The organism is Micromonospora terminaliae (assembly GCF_009671205.1).
GTDB classification, from domain to species: Bacteria; Actinomycetota; Actinomycetes; order Mycobacteriales; family Micromonosporaceae; genus Micromonospora; species Micromonospora terminaliae.
On record NZ_CP045309.1, the window covers coordinates 6,165,506 to 6,181,285 of the forward strand.

At 74.5% G+C, this 15,780-nt stretch carries 17 protein-coding genes; 9 read left to right on the plus strand and 8 right to left on the minus strand.

Annotation, left to right across the window (positions count from 1 at the left end; translation table 11 throughout):
- Positions 1 to 19: 19 nt before the first annotated feature.
- Complete coding sequence (locus tag GCE86_RS28665; RefSeq protein ID WP_239542187.1) at positions 20 to 502, minus strand: MarR family winged helix-turn-helix transcriptional regulator; 483 nt, start codon at positions 500 to 502, stop codon at positions 20 to 22.
- A gap of 84 nt (positions 503 to 586) precedes the next feature.
- On the opposite strand from GCE86_RS28665, the gene GCE86_RS28670 reads away from it, so the two are divergent.
- Positions 587 to 1,234 carry an FMN-dependent NADH-azoreductase gene (locus tag GCE86_RS28670; RefSeq protein WP_154229789.1) on the plus strand — a complete coding sequence of 216 codons (648 nt, stop codon included), beginning with the start codon at positions 587 to 589 and terminating at the stop codon, positions 1,232 to 1,234.
- Between the two features lie 66 nt (positions 1,235 to 1,300).
- On the opposite strand, the gene GCE86_RS28675 is transcribed toward GCE86_RS28670, so the two are convergent.
- From GCE86_RS28675 to GCE86_RS28685, 3 genes are all read right to left on the minus strand, one after another.
- Entirely contained in the window at positions 1,301 to 2,335 is a 1,035-nt protein-coding gene (locus GCE86_RS28675) for a 2-oxoacid:ferredoxin oxidoreductase subunit beta (RefSeq protein WP_154229790.1), read from the minus strand.
- Positions 2,328 to 4,175 (minus strand): 2-oxoacid:acceptor oxidoreductase subunit alpha, encoded by a 1,848-nt coding sequence (locus GCE86_RS28680; RefSeq protein ID WP_154229791.1) that lies wholly within the window; start codon positions 4,173 to 4,175, stop codon positions 2,328 to 2,330. The genes GCE86_RS28675 and GCE86_RS28680 overlap by 8 nt, the downstream gene beginning before the upstream one ends.
- 285 nt (positions 4,176 to 4,460) lie before the next feature.
- A complete protein-coding gene (locus tag GCE86_RS28685; RefSeq protein WP_154229792.1) occupies positions 4,461 to 5,906 on the minus strand; it encodes a hypothetical protein in 1,446 nt (481 codons plus the stop codon).
- Between the two features lie 129 nt (positions 5,907 to 6,035).
- Here GCE86_RS28685 and ndhC point away from each other — a divergent pair, with 129 nt between their 5' ends.
- Positions 6,036 to 6,413 carry an NADH-quinone oxidoreductase subunit A gene (ndhC, locus tag GCE86_RS28690; RefSeq protein WP_154229793.1) on the plus strand — a complete coding sequence of 126 codons (378 nt, stop codon included), beginning with the start codon at positions 6,036 to 6,038 and terminating at the stop codon, positions 6,411 to 6,413.
- Positions 6,414 to 6,419: 6 nt separating this feature from the next.
- On the opposite strand, the gene folP is transcribed toward ndhC, so the two are convergent.
- Entirely contained in the window at positions 6,420 to 7,289 is an 870-nt protein-coding gene (gene folP, locus GCE86_RS28695; RefSeq protein ID WP_154229794.1) for a dihydropteroate synthase, read from the minus strand.
- Between the two features lie 118 nt (positions 7,290 to 7,407).
- On the opposite strand from folP, the gene GCE86_RS32655 reads away from it, so the two are divergent.
- Genes GCE86_RS32655 through GCE86_RS28720 form a run of 4 tightly spaced genes read left to right on the plus strand, consistent with a single transcriptional unit; the run spans position 7,408 to position 9,949 of the window.
- Positions 7,408 to 8,145, plus strand: a complete 738-nt coding sequence (locus GCE86_RS32655) for a DivIVA domain-containing protein (protein WP_239542189.1) — start codon at positions 7,408 to 7,410, stop codon at positions 8,143 to 8,145.
- A complete protein-coding gene (locus GCE86_RS28710; protein ID WP_154229795.1) occupies positions 8,142 to 8,639 on the plus strand; it encodes an SRPBCC family protein in 498 nt (165 codons plus the stop codon). The genes GCE86_RS32655 and GCE86_RS28710 overlap by 4 nt, the downstream gene beginning before the upstream one ends.
- Before the next feature lie 46 nt (positions 8,640 to 8,685).
- The gene (locus GCE86_RS28715; RefSeq protein ID WP_154229796.1) at positions 8,686 to 9,270 is read left to right on the plus strand and encodes a DNA-3-methyladenine glycosylase I; all 585 of its coding nucleotides are present in this window, start codon (positions 8,686 to 8,688) and stop codon (positions 9,268 to 9,270) included.
- 55 nt (positions 9,271 to 9,325) lie between these two features.
- Complete coding sequence (locus GCE86_RS28720; protein WP_154229797.1) at positions 9,326 to 9,949, plus strand: hypothetical protein; 624 nt, start codon at positions 9,326 to 9,328, stop codon at positions 9,947 to 9,949.
- Positions 9,950 to 9,957: 8 nt separating this feature from the next.
- On the opposite strand, the gene GCE86_RS28725 is transcribed toward GCE86_RS28720, so the two are convergent.
- Together GCE86_RS28725 and GCE86_RS28730 are read right to left on the minus strand one after the other, a co-directional pair.
- On the minus strand, positions 9,958 to 10,749 hold the full coding sequence (locus GCE86_RS28725; protein ID WP_154229798.1) for an enoyl-CoA hydratase/isomerase family protein: 792 nt from the start codon (positions 10,747 to 10,749) through the stop codon (positions 9,958 to 9,960).
- Positions 10,750 to 10,753: 4 nt separating this feature from the next.
- Entirely contained in the window at positions 10,754 to 11,572 is an 819-nt protein-coding gene (locus GCE86_RS28730) for a PaaX family transcriptional regulator (protein ID WP_154229799.1), read from the minus strand.
- A 190-nt stretch (positions 11,573 to 11,762) separates the two neighbouring features.
- Here GCE86_RS28730 and GCE86_RS28735 point away from each other — a divergent pair, with 190 nt between their 5' ends.
- Together GCE86_RS28735 and GCE86_RS28740 are read left to right on the plus strand one after the other, a co-directional pair.
- Positions 11,763 to 11,930: a DUF3117 domain-containing protein gene (locus GCE86_RS28735; protein ID WP_013283866.1), complete on the plus strand. Its 168-nt coding sequence runs from the start codon at positions 11,763 to 11,765 to the stop codon at positions 11,928 to 11,930.
- 145 nt (positions 11,931 to 12,075) lie between these two features.
- Positions 12,076 to 13,536, plus strand: a complete 1,461-nt coding sequence (locus GCE86_RS28740) for a leucyl aminopeptidase family protein (protein ID WP_154229800.1) — start codon at positions 12,076 to 12,078, stop codon at positions 13,534 to 13,536.
- A gap of 13 nt (positions 13,537 to 13,549) precedes the next feature.
- Here GCE86_RS28740 and GCE86_RS28745 read toward each other — a convergent pair whose 3' ends face one another.
- Positions 13,550 to 14,122: an O-methyltransferase gene (locus GCE86_RS28745; RefSeq protein ID WP_154230714.1), complete on the minus strand. Its 573-nt coding sequence runs from the start codon at positions 14,120 to 14,122 to the stop codon at positions 13,550 to 13,552.
- A 286-nt stretch (positions 14,123 to 14,408) separates the two neighbouring features.
- Here GCE86_RS28745 and GCE86_RS28750 point away from each other — a divergent pair, with 286 nt between their 5' ends.
- A complete protein-coding gene (locus tag GCE86_RS28750) occupies positions 14,409 to 15,716 on the plus strand; it encodes a S1C family serine protease (RefSeq protein ID WP_204341849.1) in 1,308 nt (435 codons plus the stop codon).
- Positions 15,717 to 15,780: the final 64 nt, after the last annotated feature.

A 15,780-nucleotide genomic window follows, 5' to 3' on the forward strand; every position in this document is an offset into this window, starting at 1 on the left:
CCGGCCGGCCGCCCAGCGGTCAGCAGGTGGTGTCCGGCTCCTCCGCGGCCGCCTCGGCGCAGTTGAGCGGGCGCCCACTGGTCGCCCGCCGGAGCAGGTCGTAGAGCGTGTCCCGCTCGGCGGGCTCCAGCGCGCCGAGCACCTCGTCCTCGGCCACGGCCAGGGCGCACTCGGCCTCGCGGAGCCGCTTCGCGCCCGTGGCGGTGAGGATCACCACGTGACGGCGCCGGTCCTCGGGTGACCGTCGCCGCTCGACCAGGCCCTCCGCCTCCAGGTCGTTGAGCAGCCCCACCACGTTCGTGCCGTCGATCTGGAGCGTGCCGGCCAGCCCCTGCTGGCTGATGCCGTCCGAGTCCCGCAGCACGGTGAGCGCCACGAGGTGGCGGGGGCGCAGGCCGAGCGGCGTCAGCACCGACTCCGAGCGCAGCCGCATCCGCCGGGCCAGGTGGTCGAGCAGGGGCCCGGAGCGGCGCTCCGACTCCTCGACCGGCAGGGCTGGCATGTGACCCAGTTTACGCACCCCACGGAACATCGGCCTGCTATAAATGGTTGGCGCTACACAAACGATCCGTGGAGGGTTAACCACATGGCACACCTGCTGTACATCGACTCCAGCATCCGGGGCGAGCACTCGGTCAGCCGGCGGCTCACCGCCCGCGCCGCGGCCGCCTGGCGTGCCGCTCACCCGGGCGGCACGGTCACCCACCGCGACCTGGGCCGCGACCCGCTGCCGCACCTCGACGAGGCCGGTGGCCTGGCCCGGATGGTGCCGGCCGAGCAGCACACGCCGGCGCAGCGCGCCTCCTGGCAGCTCTCCGAGCGGCTGGTGGACGAGGTGAAGCGGGCCGACACGATCCTGCTCGGCCTCCCGCTCTACAACTACGGCGCGCCGAGCAGCGTGAAGACCTGGGTCGACCACCTGATCGCGCCGGGCATCGCGTACGACCCGGCGACCGGGACCGGTCTCCTGGGCGGTCGCGAGTTCATCGTGCTGGGCAGCCGGGGTGGCGGGTACGGCCCGGGCACCCCGCGGGAGGGCTGGGACCACGCCGAGCCCTGGCTGCCGCACGGCCTGTCGATGACCGGCCTGGAGCCGCGCTTCATCTCGGCCGAGCTGACCCTGGCCCCGGTCACCCCGGCCATGGCCGAGCTGATCCCGCTGCACGAGCAGAGCCTCGCGGCGGCCGAGCGGGCCATCGACGAGCTGTGGGTGCCGGCCTCGGCGGTGGCCTGACCCGACGGGAAAAGGGCGGGCCGTCCCCTCGGGAACGGCCCGCCCTTTCGCGTGCTCAGGGACGCGTCAGAGGATCGTCCAGGTGTCGCCCGCGGAGAGCAGGCCGGCGAGCTGCTGCTCGGGGGTCTGGTCGACGCCGGCCTTCGCCGCCGCCACCTGCTCCTGCACGACCGTGTCGTAGGAGGAGCGGTTCACCGAGCGGAACACGCCGATCGGGGTGTTCCGCAGATCCAGCCCCGGCAGCCGGGACAGCGCGAAGGCGTACGCCGGGTCGGCGACCCCCGCGTCGTGCACCACGATCTCCTCGGCCGGGGTGGCCGCGGTCTCCCGGACCTCCAGCCCGAAGCCGCCCGGCGGGTGGACGACGCAGAACTGGCCGTCCTTGCCGAAGGTGATCGGCTGCCCGTGCTCCAGCCGGATCAGGAAGTCGTCCCGGGTGGCCGGCTCCTTCAGCGGGTCGAACGCGCCGTCGTTGAAGATGTTGCAGTTCTGGTAGATCTCCACGAACGCGGAGCCCTGGTGCTCGGCGGCGGCCCGCAGCACCGACTGGAGGTGCTTGCGGTCGGAGTCGATGGTCCGGGCCACGAAGGTGGCCTCGGCGCCGAGCGCCAGCGACAGCGGGTTGAAGGGGGCGTCCGCGGAGCCGACCGGCGTCGACTTGGTGACCTTGCCGATCTCGGACGTCGGCGAGTACTGCCCCTTGGTCAGGCCGTAGATCCGGTTGTTGAACAGCAGGATCTTGAGGTTGACGTTGCGGCGCAGCGTGTGGATCAGGTGGTTGCCGCCGATGGAGAGGGCGTCACCGTCACCGGTGACCACCCAGACCGACAGGTCCGGCCGGCTCACCGACAGGCCGGTGGCGATCGCCGGGGCACGGCCGTGGATCGAGTGCAGCCCGTAGGTGTTCATGTAGTACGGGAAGCGGGACGAGCAGCCGATGCCCGAGATGAAGACGATGTTCTCCCGGGGGATGTTCAGCTCCGGCATGAAGCCCTGGACGGCCGCCAGGATGGCGTAGTCGCCGCAGCCGGGGCACCAGCGCACCTCCTGGTCGGACTTGAAGTCCTTGGCGGTGAGCTTGAGGGCGACGGGCTCAGACATTCTTCAGGACCTCTTCCAGCATCGTCTCCAGCTCGGCGGCGGTGAACGGCAGGCCGCGGACCTGGTTGTAGCCGATCGCGTCGACCAGGTACTTCGCCCGGATCACGTGGGCGAGCTGGCCGAGGTTCATCTCCGGGATGACCACCCGGTCGTACGCGCGCAGCACCTCGCCGAGGTTGGCCGGCATCGGGGCCAGGTGGCGCAGGTGCGCCTGGGCGATGGAGAGCCCGCGCTGGCGCAGGCCCCGGCAGGCCGCCCCGATCGGCCCGTACGTCGACCCCCAGCCGAGCACCAGCACCCGGGCGTCGCCGTCCGGGTCCTCCACCTCGACGTCCGGCACCGGGATCGTCTCGATCCGGGCCGCCCGGGTGCGCACCATGAAGTCGTGGTTCGCCGGGTCGTACGAGATGTCGCCGGTCTTGTCGGCCTTCTCCAGGCCGCCGATCCGGTGCTCCAGCCCCGGGGTGCCCGGGATGGCCCACGGCCGGGCCAGGGTCTCCGGGTCCCGCAGGTACGGCAGGAAGGTGGCGCCGTCCTCGCCGTTGGGCCGGGTGGCGAACTCGACCCGCAGGTCGGGCAGGCTCTCCACGTCCGGCAGCAGCCACGGCTCGGAGCCGTTGGCCACGTAGTTGTCCGACAGCAGGAGCACGGGGGTGCGGTAGGTCAGCGCGATCCGCGCCGCCTCGATGGCCGCGTGGAAGCAGTCCGCGGGGGACTTCGGCGCGATCACCGCGACCGGGGCCTCGCCGTGCCGGCCGTACAGGGCCATGTTGAGGTCGGCCTGCTCGGTCTTGGTGGGCATGCCGGTGGACGGCCCGGCGCGCTGCACGTCGACGATGACCAGCGGCAGCTCCAGCGCCACGGCCAGCGAGATCGTCTCGCTCTTCAGGGCGACGCCCGGGCCGCTCGTGGTGGTGACGCCGAGCGAGCCGCCGTACGACGCGCCCAGCGCCGCGCCGACCGCCGCGATCTCGTCCTCGGCCTGCATGGTGACCACGCCGAACTTCTTGTGCTTGCTCAGCTCGTGCAGGATGTCCGAGGCCGGGGTGATCGGGTACGCGCCCAGGAAGACCGGCAGCCCGGAGCGGACCCCGGCGGCCACGAGGCCCAGCGACAGCGCGGCGTTGCCGGTGATGTTCCGGTAGGTGCCCGGCACCATCTTCGCCGGCTTCACCTCGTAGCGGACCGAGAAGTCCTCGGTGGTCTCGCCGAAGTTCCAGCCGGCCCGGAAGGCGGCCACGTTCGCGGCGACCAGCTCCGGCCGGGCCGCGAACTTGCGCTCCAGGAAGCGCAGCGTCGACTCGTACGGCCGCGAGTACATCCAGCTCAGCAGGCCGAGCGCGAACATGTTCTTGGCCCGCTCGGCGTCCTTCTTGGACACCTCGTGCGCGGCCAGGGCGCCGATCGTCATCGAGGTCAGGGCGACCGGGTGCACCACGTAGCCGGCGAGGGAGTCGTCGTCCAGCGGGCTGGTCGTGTAACCCACCTTGGCCAGGTTGCGCCGGGTGAACTCGTCGGTGTTGACGATGATGTCCGCACCGCGCGGCAGGTCGGCCAGGTTGGCCTTGAGCGCGGCCGGGTTCATGGCCACCAGCACGTTCGGCGCGTCGCCGGGCGTCAGGATGTCGTAGTCGGCGAAGTGCACCTGGAAGCTCGACACGCCCGGCAGGGTGCCGGCGGGGGCGCGGATCTCGGCGGGGAAGTTGGGCAGCGTGGAGATGTCGTTGCCGAGTTGCGCCGTCTCCGAGGTGAACCGGTCGCCGGTGAGCTGCATGCCGTCGCCGGAGTCGCCGGCGAACCGGATGACCACCCGGTCCAGTTGACGGATCTGCTTGGTCACGCCCGCACCTCGCTTCGCTGAGCGCCGTCGCAGGGGCGGCTGAACGTGATGGTGACCCCGCCTTGCCCGGCCACGTGCCCTCCTAGACGCGCTGCTGCTGCGGCCGTCCGTGACTCGGCCGGCCCGCTTCAATTCTCACGTCAGAGCCTACGTCGGTCCGTTAGGGCAACCTTGGTGGAGGTCCGACGTATGGGACCTGATCGGGCCGGTGTATGCCCGGCTTTGCGGCGTTTAGTACCGCAGCCGTAATTCAGATCACCGCAATCCGGAGGACGTTTCCGCGACTCACTCCTCGGCGGGGCGGGCGACCGGGTCCGTCGCCGAGCCTCCGGCGCGGCGGCGCAGCGAGGTGGTCGCCAGCGCCAGCGCGAGCACGACCAGCACCCCGGACACCCCGATCAGGGTGACGGCGGTCCGGTGCACGGAGGTGTCGTCGTCCTCGGCCGCCGCCGCGGCGGCCACCACGCCCTGCGACCCGGTCGGGGCGGGCGCCCCGACCGCCGCCGGCGTGGCCAGCGCGGCCGCCGCGGTGATGCGGAAGCTCATCTGCACCTGCCGGTCCCGCCCGCTGCGCGGGTCGAGCCGGGCGACCACCGCGCCGGCCAGCGGGGCCCGGCGCTGGGCCTCCGCCGAGGCGGTCACCGGCAGGCTCAGGTCGACGGTCCGGCCGGCCGGCACGGTGCCCAGCTCGCACCGGGTCCGGTTCGGGGCCGCCGCGGCGCAGCCGGCCGGCGGGTCGGTGACGGTCACCCCCGCGGGCAGGACCACGTCGACCCGGCCGGCGGCGTCGACCTTGCCGGTGTTGCCGAGGCGGACGCCCAGGGTGGTCGGTGCGCCGCTGATGTCGAAGAGCACCTCGTCGGCGCGGAGCGAGATGCCGGGCACCGGCGGCCCGGGCGGAAAGAGGACCGCGAAGCCCTCGTCGTCGCCGGTCGCGGCCACGCCGGGCGCCGTGGCGGTGACCCGGACCGACCCGCTCAGCGGCATGGACCGCCAGGCGGTGCCGGCGACCCGCACGCGGATCGAGGCGCGGAACTGCGCTCCCGGCGCGGTGGTCCACTCGCCGCAGCGGTGGCTGCCGCCGCCGGCGGAGGCGCATCCCGGCGTGCCGGCGTCGGTCAGCCCGGGCGGCAGGGTGTAGGCGAGACGGATCTGCTCCGGCCGGCCGCCGGTGTTGGTCACCGTCACCCGCAGCGTCGTCACCGTGCTGGCCGCGTTCCAGTAGGCGGGTGTCAGCACCACGTCGTCGGTGGTGACCCGCACGCCCAGCGGGCTGGCCGCCGGCTGCCCCGGCGGGGGCGGGGCCACCACGGGCGGCGGCCCGACCGGCGGGGGAGCCGGCGCGGTCGTGGTGGGCGCCGTCGTGGTGGGCACCGGTTCGGGGGCCGTGGTCGTCGGCGCAGGCGGAGTGGTGGTCGCCGGCGGCGGCGTGGTCGGCGGGATCTCCTCCGTGGGCGGCGGGCTGGTCGGGGCCGGCTCCGTCGTCGTGGGGTCCACGGTGGGTGTCGCCTCGGTCGGGTCGGTGCCGGGATCGCCGCCCGGGTCACCCGGATCGCCCGGATCACCCGGTTCGGCCGCCAGCGCCACGGCGGTCACGGTCGGCGAGGCCACCGCCCAGGCCGGCGCCACCGCGAGGGCCGCCGCGACCCCGGCGACCAGCGCCGGCACGAGCAGGCCAGGAGTGCCGTGGAGCGCGGCGCGCCGAGCAGGCCGTACGCGGGGGCGGGCCATCTATCCTCCGTGACGCTCAGTGAAGTCTCATTATTCGGCAACAGTTGCCTTCGGGCACTAGTCCCGCAAGGAAACAAATCCGTAACGTGTTCGAGGCGGCCCGACGGCCCGACCGGTAGGCTCCCGACCGTGACCGGTTACCTCGGCTCGTACGCCACGCTCGGTCTCCTGCTCCTTGCCGCCGTGCTCTTCTTCGTTACGGCGTTCTCGGCCAATCGGGTGTTACGTCCTGGCCGTCCGGCTGATCCCTGGGGCAAGCGGGCCACCTATGAGTGCGGCCTCGACCCGGTCGGCGGCGACTGGGCCCAGATGCAGATCCGCTACTACGTCTACGCCTACCTGTACGTGCTCTTCGCCGTGGAGGCGGTCTTCCTCTTCCCCTGGGCGCTGGTCTTCGACCGGCCCGGGTTCGGCGTGACCACGGTGGTCGAGATGGGCGTGTTCGTCGCCGTGGTGGCGCTGGGCATCCTCTACGCCTGGCGCCGCAACATCCTCCGCTGGACCTGAGCCGGCTCAGGCCAGCCCGCGCCGGGCCAGAGCCGGTGGCCGGTCCCCGCGGATCGAGGCCACCATGTCCAGCACCCGGCGGGTCTCGCGAACCTGGTGGGCGCGGAACACCCGCGCGCCGAGCCAGGCCGAGACGGCGGTGGCCGCCAGGGTGCCCTCCAACCGGTCGGGCACCGGCAGGTCCAGCGTCTCGCCGATGAAGTCCTTGTTCGACAGGGCCACCAGCAGCGGCCAGCCGGTGGCGGTCAGCTCGCCGAGCCGTCGGGTGATCTCCAACGAGTGCCGGGTGTTCTTGCCGAAGTCGTGCGCCGGGTCGATGAGGATGCCGTCCCGGCGTACGCCGAGGTCGGCCGCACGCTCCGCGAGGCCGGTGACCGTCCCCACCACGTCCGCCACCACGTCGTCGAACGCGGCCCGGTGCGGCCGGGTCCGCGGGGCGAGCCCCCCGGCGTGCGAGCAGACCAGCCCGGCGCCCGTCGCCGCGGCGACCCGGGCCAGCGCGGGATCCGCCCCGGACCAGGTGTCGTTGAGCAGGTCGGCGCCGGCCGCCACCGCCTCCACCGCCACCTCGGCGCGCCAGGTGTCGATCGAGATCACCACGTCCGGGAAGGCGGCCCGGACCGCGGCGATGGTGTCCACCGTGCGGCGGATCTCCTCGGCCACGTCGACCTCGTCGCCCGGCCCGGCCTTCACCCCGCCGATGTCGATGATCTCCGCGCCCTCGGTCACCGCCCGCTCGACGGCGCGCAGGGCGCTGTCCTGCGCGAACGTCGCCCCCTTGTCGAAGAACGAGTCCGGCGTGCGGTTGACGATCGCCATCACGGTCAGCTCGCCGGGGGAGAAGGTCCGCCCGCCGAGCCGCAGCGCCCCGGTCATGCCCGCCTCCTCGTCGCCGATCTTCCCCCGGTCGCCCCCGACGCTATCCGGTCCGGCGATTCCGATCGGAGGCGGCGGAGGGCTCGCCCGATCCCCGCCCGCATGCCACGATCTCCCCATGGGTGAGGTTCTGCTCCTCTTGGTCGTCGCGCTGACCGTGGCGGCGGTGGTGTTCGGGGTGACGGTGCTGGTCTCCGGGCGGGATCCGGGCCTGGTGCCGGCCGAGCCGGACGGGCGGGCCGTGCCCCTGCCGGGCAGCCGCCCGCTGGACGAGTCGGACGTCGCCGAGGTGCGCTTCGACACCGCGCTGCGCGGCTACCGGATGGCCCAGGTCGACGCCGCCATGCGCCGGGCCGCCTACGACATCGGCTACAAGACCGAGCTGATCGGCGTGCTGGAGGCCGAGAACACCGCGCTCCGCGAGGGCCGGATCGAGGAGGCCGACGCGCTGCGCCGGGCCCGTGCGGAGGCCGCCGCGACCGGTTCGGACGCCGCCGCCCCCGCCGCGCCGCCCCCCGCCGCGCCGCCCACCGTCGACCCGCCCGCCGACGGGCCGCTCACGGCCGAGGCCGGCGTGGCGGAGGCCCCGGCCGCCGCCGCCGTCGAGGACGTGGCCACGCTGCCGTCCACCGCCCCGGCGGCGGCCACCGGCGGGCCCGCTCCCATCGCCCCGGTGGCGGCCCCGGTCGACCAGAACCCGCCTGAGGTCGGCCTCCGGCCGCCCACCGACGCGTCCGCCACTCCGGCCGACCACGACCCCACCGCCGAAGCGCCCGGCGAGGTGTCCGACGAGGCGGACCGGGACGCCGACGCCGACCGGGAGCGGGGGCCGGTGGTCCGCTCGGAGTCCGCGTGACCGGCGCGGCCGACGGCGCCGGCTTCGCCGAGGCGGCGCGGGCCGGGGCCGCCGAGGTCACCGCCACGGTGATCGTCGACGCGCCGGCCGAGCGCGTCTTCGCCGCGCTGACCGCCTGGGAGCGGCAGTCCGACTGGATCCCGCTCACCACCGTCCGGGTGGTCCAGGGTGACGGCGGCGAGGGGAGCCTGGTCGAGGCGGTCACCGCGCTCGGCCCGGCCGTGCTCCGCGACGAGATGCGGGTGGTCCGGGTGGACGCGCCGTACGAGGTCGGCGTGGTGCACTGCGGCAAGCTGCTGCGCGGCCCCGGCGTGCTGCGCTGCACCCCGCTGGGACGGGACCGGACCCAGGTGGTCTGGCACGAGTGGTTCCACCTGCCCGGCGGGAGGGCCGGTCGGGTGGCCTGGCCGGTGCTCTGGCCCGGCTCGAAGTTCAGCCTCACGCAGGCGCTGAAGAAGTTCGCGCGGCTGGTCGAGCAGGGCCGGCTGCCCTGACCGCCGGTCACCGCCGTTGTCGGTGGGCTGACCTACCGTGTACGGCGTGACTGACCTGGTGACCGGCGCCGACGGGCTGCCCCGCTGCGCCTGGGGGGCGAGCACCCCGGACTACGCCGTCTACCACGACGAGGAGTGGGGCCGGCCGCTGCGCGGCGACGACGCGCTCTACGAGCGGCTGACCCTGGAGGCCTTCCAGTCCGGCCTGTCCTGGCTGACCATCCTGCGCAAGCGGCCCGCGTTCCGGCTCGCCTTCGACGAATTCCGGATCGAGAAGGTCGCCGGCTACGGCGAGGCCGACGTGGCCCGGCTGCTGGCCGACGCGGGGATCGTCCGCAACCGGGCCAAGGTCGAGGCGGCCGTCGCCAACGCCCGGGCCGCCCTGGCGCTGCCCGACGGCCTCTCCGCGCTGCTGTGGTCGTTCGCGCCGCCGCCCCGGGCGGCCCGGCCGCGCTCGTTCGCCGAGGTGCCGGCGCTCACCCCGGAGTCCACGGCGATGGCCAAGGCGCTCAAGAAGAGCGGCTTCCGCTTCGTGGGCCCGACCACGGCCTACGCGCTGATGCAGGCCACCGGCATGGTCGACGACCACCTCGCCGGCTGCCACGTGGCCGGCGACCGTCCGGGGGCATGAGCCGGCCGGCGGACGTGCCGGGACCGGCCCCGGTCCGGCGTGATGGGATTGAGACATGACCGACACCGAGCCGCGGACGAGCGGGACGATCGAGGGCGGCGCCGGGCCGGGTGCCTGGGCGGTGCTGCTGCCCGCCGAGCGCTACGAGGCCGAGCGGCTCGTGCACCACGACACGCTGGAGCTGACCGGGCTCGACGAGACCGTGCGGCCCCGGCCCGGTGACCCGGTCGCCGTGCTGGTCGACGAGCCGCTGCGGCTCGTGGCGCTCGGCCGGGTCGCCCTCGCCACAGGGGAGACCCGGGAGGACCCGGACGACCCGCAGTCCGAGGCCGGTCCGGGGGTGCTCGTGGTGACGTACACCCGGCGGGTGCTCGACGAGCCGGTGCCGGTCGGCGGCCTGGCGCTCGACGGGCCGGTCAGCGGCCTCGACGCGGCCGGCTTCCGCGAGCTGGCCGACCGGCTCGGCCCGCCGCCGGCCCGCCGCTCCTGGCTGGTCAGCCTCGACCTGCCGATCGAGGCGGCCTCGCCCGCCGAGGCGGTCCGGCTCTTCTGGGCCTACGTGCAGGAGCTGGGCCCGCGCGAGCTGCCCGCCTTCGTCTCGCCGGCCGGGAACGAGCTGGCCATGCAGGCCTTCGTGCTCGGCGCCGAGGCCAACCAGGACCCCGAGGAGGACGACTGACCCGCGGGTCAGCGACCCTCGAAGACCGGCTTCTGCTTGTTCACGAAGGCCATGGTCGCGGCCCGGTGGTCGGCGGTGGCGCCGCAGATCGACTGGGCCTGCGCCTCGGCGGCCAGGGCGTCGGCCAGGGTGCCGGCGTCGGCGATGGAGAGCTGCCGCTTGATCGCCCCGTACGCGACGGTCGGGCCGGCCGCGAGCCGGGCGGCCAGCTCCTGCGCGGCCGGGAGCACCTGCTCGTCGTCGTCCACGAGCCGGGTCAGCAGGCCCAGCCGGCAGGCGTCCTCGGCGCCCACCGGCTCGGCGAGCATCAGCAGCTCGACGGCCTTGGCGTGGCCGACCAGGCGGGGCAGCGTCCAGGAGGCGCCGGTGTCGGCGGCGAGCCCGACGCCGGCGAACGCCATGAGGAAGCGGGTCTTCGGGCCACCGATGCGGAAGTCGGCGAGGAACGCCAGTGAGGCGCCGGCCCCGGCGGCCATGCCCCGGACCGCGGCGACCACCGGCTTGGGCAGGTTGGCCAGCCGGGCGGCGATCGGGTTGTAGTGGGCCCGTACGGTGCCCAGCGGGTCGGCGTCGGCGGATTCCAGGGTCTGCACGTGCTCCCGCAGGTCCTGCCCGGCGCTGAACGCGTTGCCCGCCCCGGCCAGCACGACCGCCCGGCAGGACCGGTCGGCCTCCAGCTCGGCGAGGGTGTCCCGGAGCGCCTCCTTGAGCGCCACGTCGAGCGAGTTCAGCGCGGTCGGGCGGTTCATGGTCAGGGTGACGACGGCGTCGGTGCGGTCGACGAGCAGCGGCTCGGTCACGTGTCTAACGACCCTTCTGTCGGGCGAGGCGGTTGCCGGCGTCGAGGCACTGCTCGACGTACCGGTCGGCGGCCGGCCGGAGCCGGGCCGCGTGCCGGTCGAAGAAACTGGCGGCGCTGCTGCCCGGCCAGCGCTCGGGGAGCAGCGCCGGCGGCAGCTGCGGGTCCCGGAACAGGAAGGTACGCCACGCGTGCACGAGCCGGAACCGGGCGGCGTACGCCTCCTCGTCGCTGCTGCGCACGGTGACCCCGCTGAGCAACGGCTTCTGCTCGGCGACGAACCGCTCGTAGGCGCGGCCGATCTCGGCCAGGTCCCAGGCGCGGCGGACCACCCCCATGGCGCCGGGGGTGCCGGCGGCGTGCGCGGCGGTGAACCGCTCGTACCGCACCCCGGCCTCGGCGAGCAGGACGTCCACGTCCTCGCCCGGCCGGGTCGCCACCCAGGTGCAGTCGTCCAGCGTGCCGTAGCCGAGGAAGGTCAGGTTCGCGGCGAGCCGCTGCCGGTCCCGGCGGGACGCGGGGGCGTCCAGCACCAGGAGGTCGAAGCGGCCGTCCCAGGCGTGCCGCCCGGTGCGGTAGATCCGGGCGCCCGCCTCGTCGAGCCGGCGGGCCGCCTTCGGTGTGATCGAATATCCGGGCCCCGACGCGAGCCGGAGCGGTTCGAGCCAGCCCTGACGGACCATCCGGGAGACCGCCGTACGGACCGCCGGCGGGGCGATCCCGAGCGGTGCCAGCAGCTTCACCAGGGCGGCGACCGGTGCGCGGCCGCCCCTCGCCCGGAGGTGGTCGCCGTACAGGTCGAAGAGTGCCGACCGTGCCTGCATGACCGCACATTGTGACAGGCCTATCCAAGATAAGCTAGATGCTGTTACATCAATGCTGCTTCGGTTTGGGTCCGGCGGTGTTCATCAGGGAAAATCATTGGTCGACGCCCCCGCGATGGCTGCGGGTGGTCATGACGAAGTGGCTGTGGGGCAACCCACCGACCCTGGTGTAGGTCTGAGGGGAGACAACATGGCGGCGATGAAGCCGCGGACGGGCGACGGTCCGCTGGAGGTCACCAAGGAGGGCCGGGGCATCGTCATGCGGGTCCCGCTGGAGGGTGGTGGCCGGCTCGTCGTCGAGATGACTCCCGACGAGGCCACCGCGCTGGGTGACGCGCTGAAGGCGGCTGCCGGCTGATTGCGGAGAGCGGTCCGCGCGACGTCCGTCGCGCGGACGGTTCGTCCTACCCTGAGCCACCGGCCGAGCCGGTGGCTCAGGGCCTTCCGCAGCCGGTAACCGGCAAAGTGTCCCGCTTCAAGCAGTTTCGGAGGTACGGTCCAGCGTGCTGGCCATTCGTCTGGTGAGCGGGCCCGCGCGGCCCGACACCCTCGTCCTGCCCGTTCGTCCCGAAGGGCCGGACGCCCCGGCCACGCTGGTCCCCACCGCCGCCCCGCCCGCTGACGACGTCCGGGCCGAGGCGGCGGCGCTGGTGCCCGCCGCCCGGCTCACCGGCGCCCCCGGCGAGGTGCGGGAGCACCTGCGGCCCGGCGGCACCCCCGCCCGGCTCTGGCTGCTCGGCGTCGGCGACGGCGACGAGCACGGCTGGCGGGTCGCCGGAGCGGCGCTGGTCCGGGCCGCCAAGGATGAGACGCACATCACGATCGCGCTGCCGGACGACGCCACGGACGCGCTGCGCGGCCTCGCCGAGGGGCTGCTGCTCGGCTCCTACCGGTACCGGCTGACCGAGGCCGGCGGCACGCCCGCCCTGGCCGAGGTGGACGTCGTGGTGGGGGACCCGGAGGCGCTCGCGCCCACCCTGGCCACCGCCCAGACCACCGCCGAGATGACCCGGCTGGCCCGGGACCTGACCAACACCCCCTCGTCCACCAAGAACCCGGAGTGGTTCGCCGCCCAGGTGGCCGCCGCCGCGTCCGGCCGCGCCGACCTGCACCTGCGGGTACGCGAGCCGGAGGAGCTGGTCGCCGAGGGCTTCGGCGGCATCCTGGCCGTCGGCGGCGGCTCGGCCAGCGGCCCCCGCCTGGTCGAGCTGGACTGGCGGCCGGCCGGCGCGCGTACGCACGTGGTGCTGGTGGGCAAGGGGATCACCTTCGACACCGGCGGCATCTCGATCAAGCCGGTGCCGGCCATGAAGCTGATGCGCAAGGACATGGCCGGGGCCGCCGCGGTGGTCGCCGCCACCCTGGGCGCCGCCGCGCTGGGGCTGCCCGTGCGGGTCACCACGCTGGCCCCGCTCGCCGAGAACATGGTCAGCGGCTCGGCGTTCCGCCCCGGCGACATCGTCCGCCACTACGGCGGCCGGACCAGCGAGAGCACCAACTCCGACGCCGAGGGCCGGCTGGTGCTCGCCGACGCCATGGCGTACGCCGTCCGGGAGCTGAAGCCCGACCTGCTGGTCGACCTGGCCACGCTGACGGGGGCGAACGCGGTGGCGCTGGGCAAGCGGCACGCCGCCCTCTACAGCGAGAACGACGACCTCGCCGCCGACCTGCTGGGCGCGATCACGGCGGCCGGCGAGCGCGCCTGGCGGATGCCGCTGGCCGACGACTACGTCGAGTACCTGAGCAGCGACATCGCCGACCTGCACAGCTCCCCGGCCCGGGGCGCCGGCTCGGTCGTCGCCGCGCTCTTCCTCCGCGAGTTCACCGGCGAGCTGCGCGACCGCTGGGTGCACGTGGACATGTCCGCACCCTCCTGGTCGGACGACGTGCACGGCGAGCTGGTCAAGGGCGCCACCGGCTGGGGCGTCCGCGGGCTGCTGCGCTGGCTGGCCACGCTGGGCTGACCGGCCGGGGCGGTCAGCCCTTCACGGCCGCGAGCAGGCCGTGCCCGACGGGCAGCAGCGCCGGCACCCAGTGCTCCGACTCGCGGATGGCCTTGATGGTCTCCCGTACGGTCACCGTCTCCACGTCGCGGGCGGCCGGGTCACCGATTCGGCCGCCGGCCAGGGCGCCGTTGAGCGCGAGCACGCCGCCCGGGCGCAGCAGCCGCAGCGCCGCGTCCACGCAGGCCGCGAAGCCGGCCGCCTCGGCGTCGACGAAGACCAGGTCGTAGGCGCCGTCCGCGAGCCGCGGCAGCACGTCGAGGGACCGCCCGGTGATGATCCGGGTACGCCCCGATGCGAAACCCGCCTCCTGGAACAGCCGCCGGGCGATGCGCTGGTGCTCGACCTCCACGTCGATCGTGGTGAGCACCCCGTCGGGGCGCATGCCCCGGAGCAGCCAGACGCCGCTCACCCCCGTGCCGGTGCCGATCTCGACGACCGCCCGGGCGTTCCCGGCGGCGGCGAGCAGGCGCAGCGCGGCGCCGGCGCCCGGCGTCACCGCGTCCACGCCCACCTCGTGGGCCAGGGCGCGGGCGGTCCGGAGCACGAGATCCTCGGTGACGTACGACTCGGCGAACTGGAGCACCTGGGCGGTCGAGTTGCCGGAGCCGGCGACCGTGGCGATGGGACACCTCCGGGCGGACTGGTGCGAGGGGTCGGTTGGCACTGAGAGCCTAGAGGCGTGCCTCCACGGGCGCAGCCGCGAGTCGGCCCTCAGACGATCACGCGCGGCAACCCCTGACTCCACTCGGGGCATCCGTGCAATCCTGGACGGAGTCCCGCGCTCCACGGCCGGCTCCACCGACCGCCCGGCGCGGGGCGTGGGGGACGGACTGGGAGGCACCGACGTGACCGACGGCTGGGACTGGCGCCAGCCCGGCGGGAGCCCGGCGCCGGCGGGAGGGCCGGCGCAGGGGCAGCCGCCGCAGGGCGCCGGGGGCGGCACCTCGCCCTGGTGGTCCGACGCGCTCGCCGATCCCTGGCGCGACCCGTACGCGCCCGCCGCCGTGGTGGTGCCGGCCGCCCCGGTCACCGGCAGCGGCGAGCCGGAACCGGTGACCGACCCCGACGCGCCGAGGCGCCCCGGCCTGCGTCAGGTGGTGCTGGTCTCGCTGATCACCGCCCTGCTCGCCGGCTCGCTCGGCAGCGCCCTGACCTACGCGTTCCTGCGCGGCGGCGGGGGCGTGCCGACCCTGGGGGCGCAGTCGGGCCAGGCCCCGGCGCTCGCCCAGCGCAAGCCCGAGTCACTGGCCGGGGTCGCCGAGAAGGTGCTGCCCAGCGTGGTCACGGTCCGCGTGGCCAGCCTCGGCGGCACCAGCGAGGGCTCCGGCTTCGTGGTGAGCGCCGACGGGCACATCGTCACCAACGACCACGTGGTGGCGGGCGGCCCGGGCAAGGCCACGGTGGTCTTCAACGACGGCAGCACCGCCCCCGGAACGGTGGTCGGGCAGGACCCGGAGTCGGACATCGCGGTGATCAAGGTGACCCGTACCGGGCTGAAGCCGGTGGAGTTCGGCGACTCCGACGCGCTCGCCGTCGGTGATCCGGTGCTCGCCATCGGCTCGCCGCTCTCCCTGGCCAACACGGTGACCGCCGGCATCGTCAGCGCGCTGGACCGCACCATGATGGCCGGCGAGCCGGGCGGCCCGACCCGCTACTACGCCGCGATCCAGACCGACGCGGCGGTCAACCACGGCAACTCGGGCGGCCCGCTGGTCGACGGGGCCGGCCGGGTGGTCGGGGTCAACTCGACGATCAAGTCCCTGGTCGCCGACGGGCAGGAGGCCGGCAACATCGGCCTCGCCTTCGCCATCCCGATCAACCAGGCGAAGCGGGTCACCGAGGACATCATCGGCACCGGCAAGGCCCGGCGTACGGTGATCGGCGCCCAGGTCGGCGGCACCGGCGTGAGCGGCGGCGGCGTACGCCTCAACGGCGTCGAGCCGGCCGGGCCGGCCGCGGCGGCCGGGCTGCGTACCGGGGACGTGGTGCTCCGGCTCGACCGGCACCCGATGAACGATCCGACCGACCTCGTGGCCCTCGTCCGCAAGTACGCCCCCGGTTCGGTGGTGACGGTGGAGTACCGGCGCGGGTCGGATCGGCAGAACGCCTCGGTGACGCTCGCCGCAGACGCCAAGTGAGCATGCCTCACCCCCTCCCGGCCGGCCACCTGACGTGCGTAGTCTTGCCCTGACGCGCCACGAG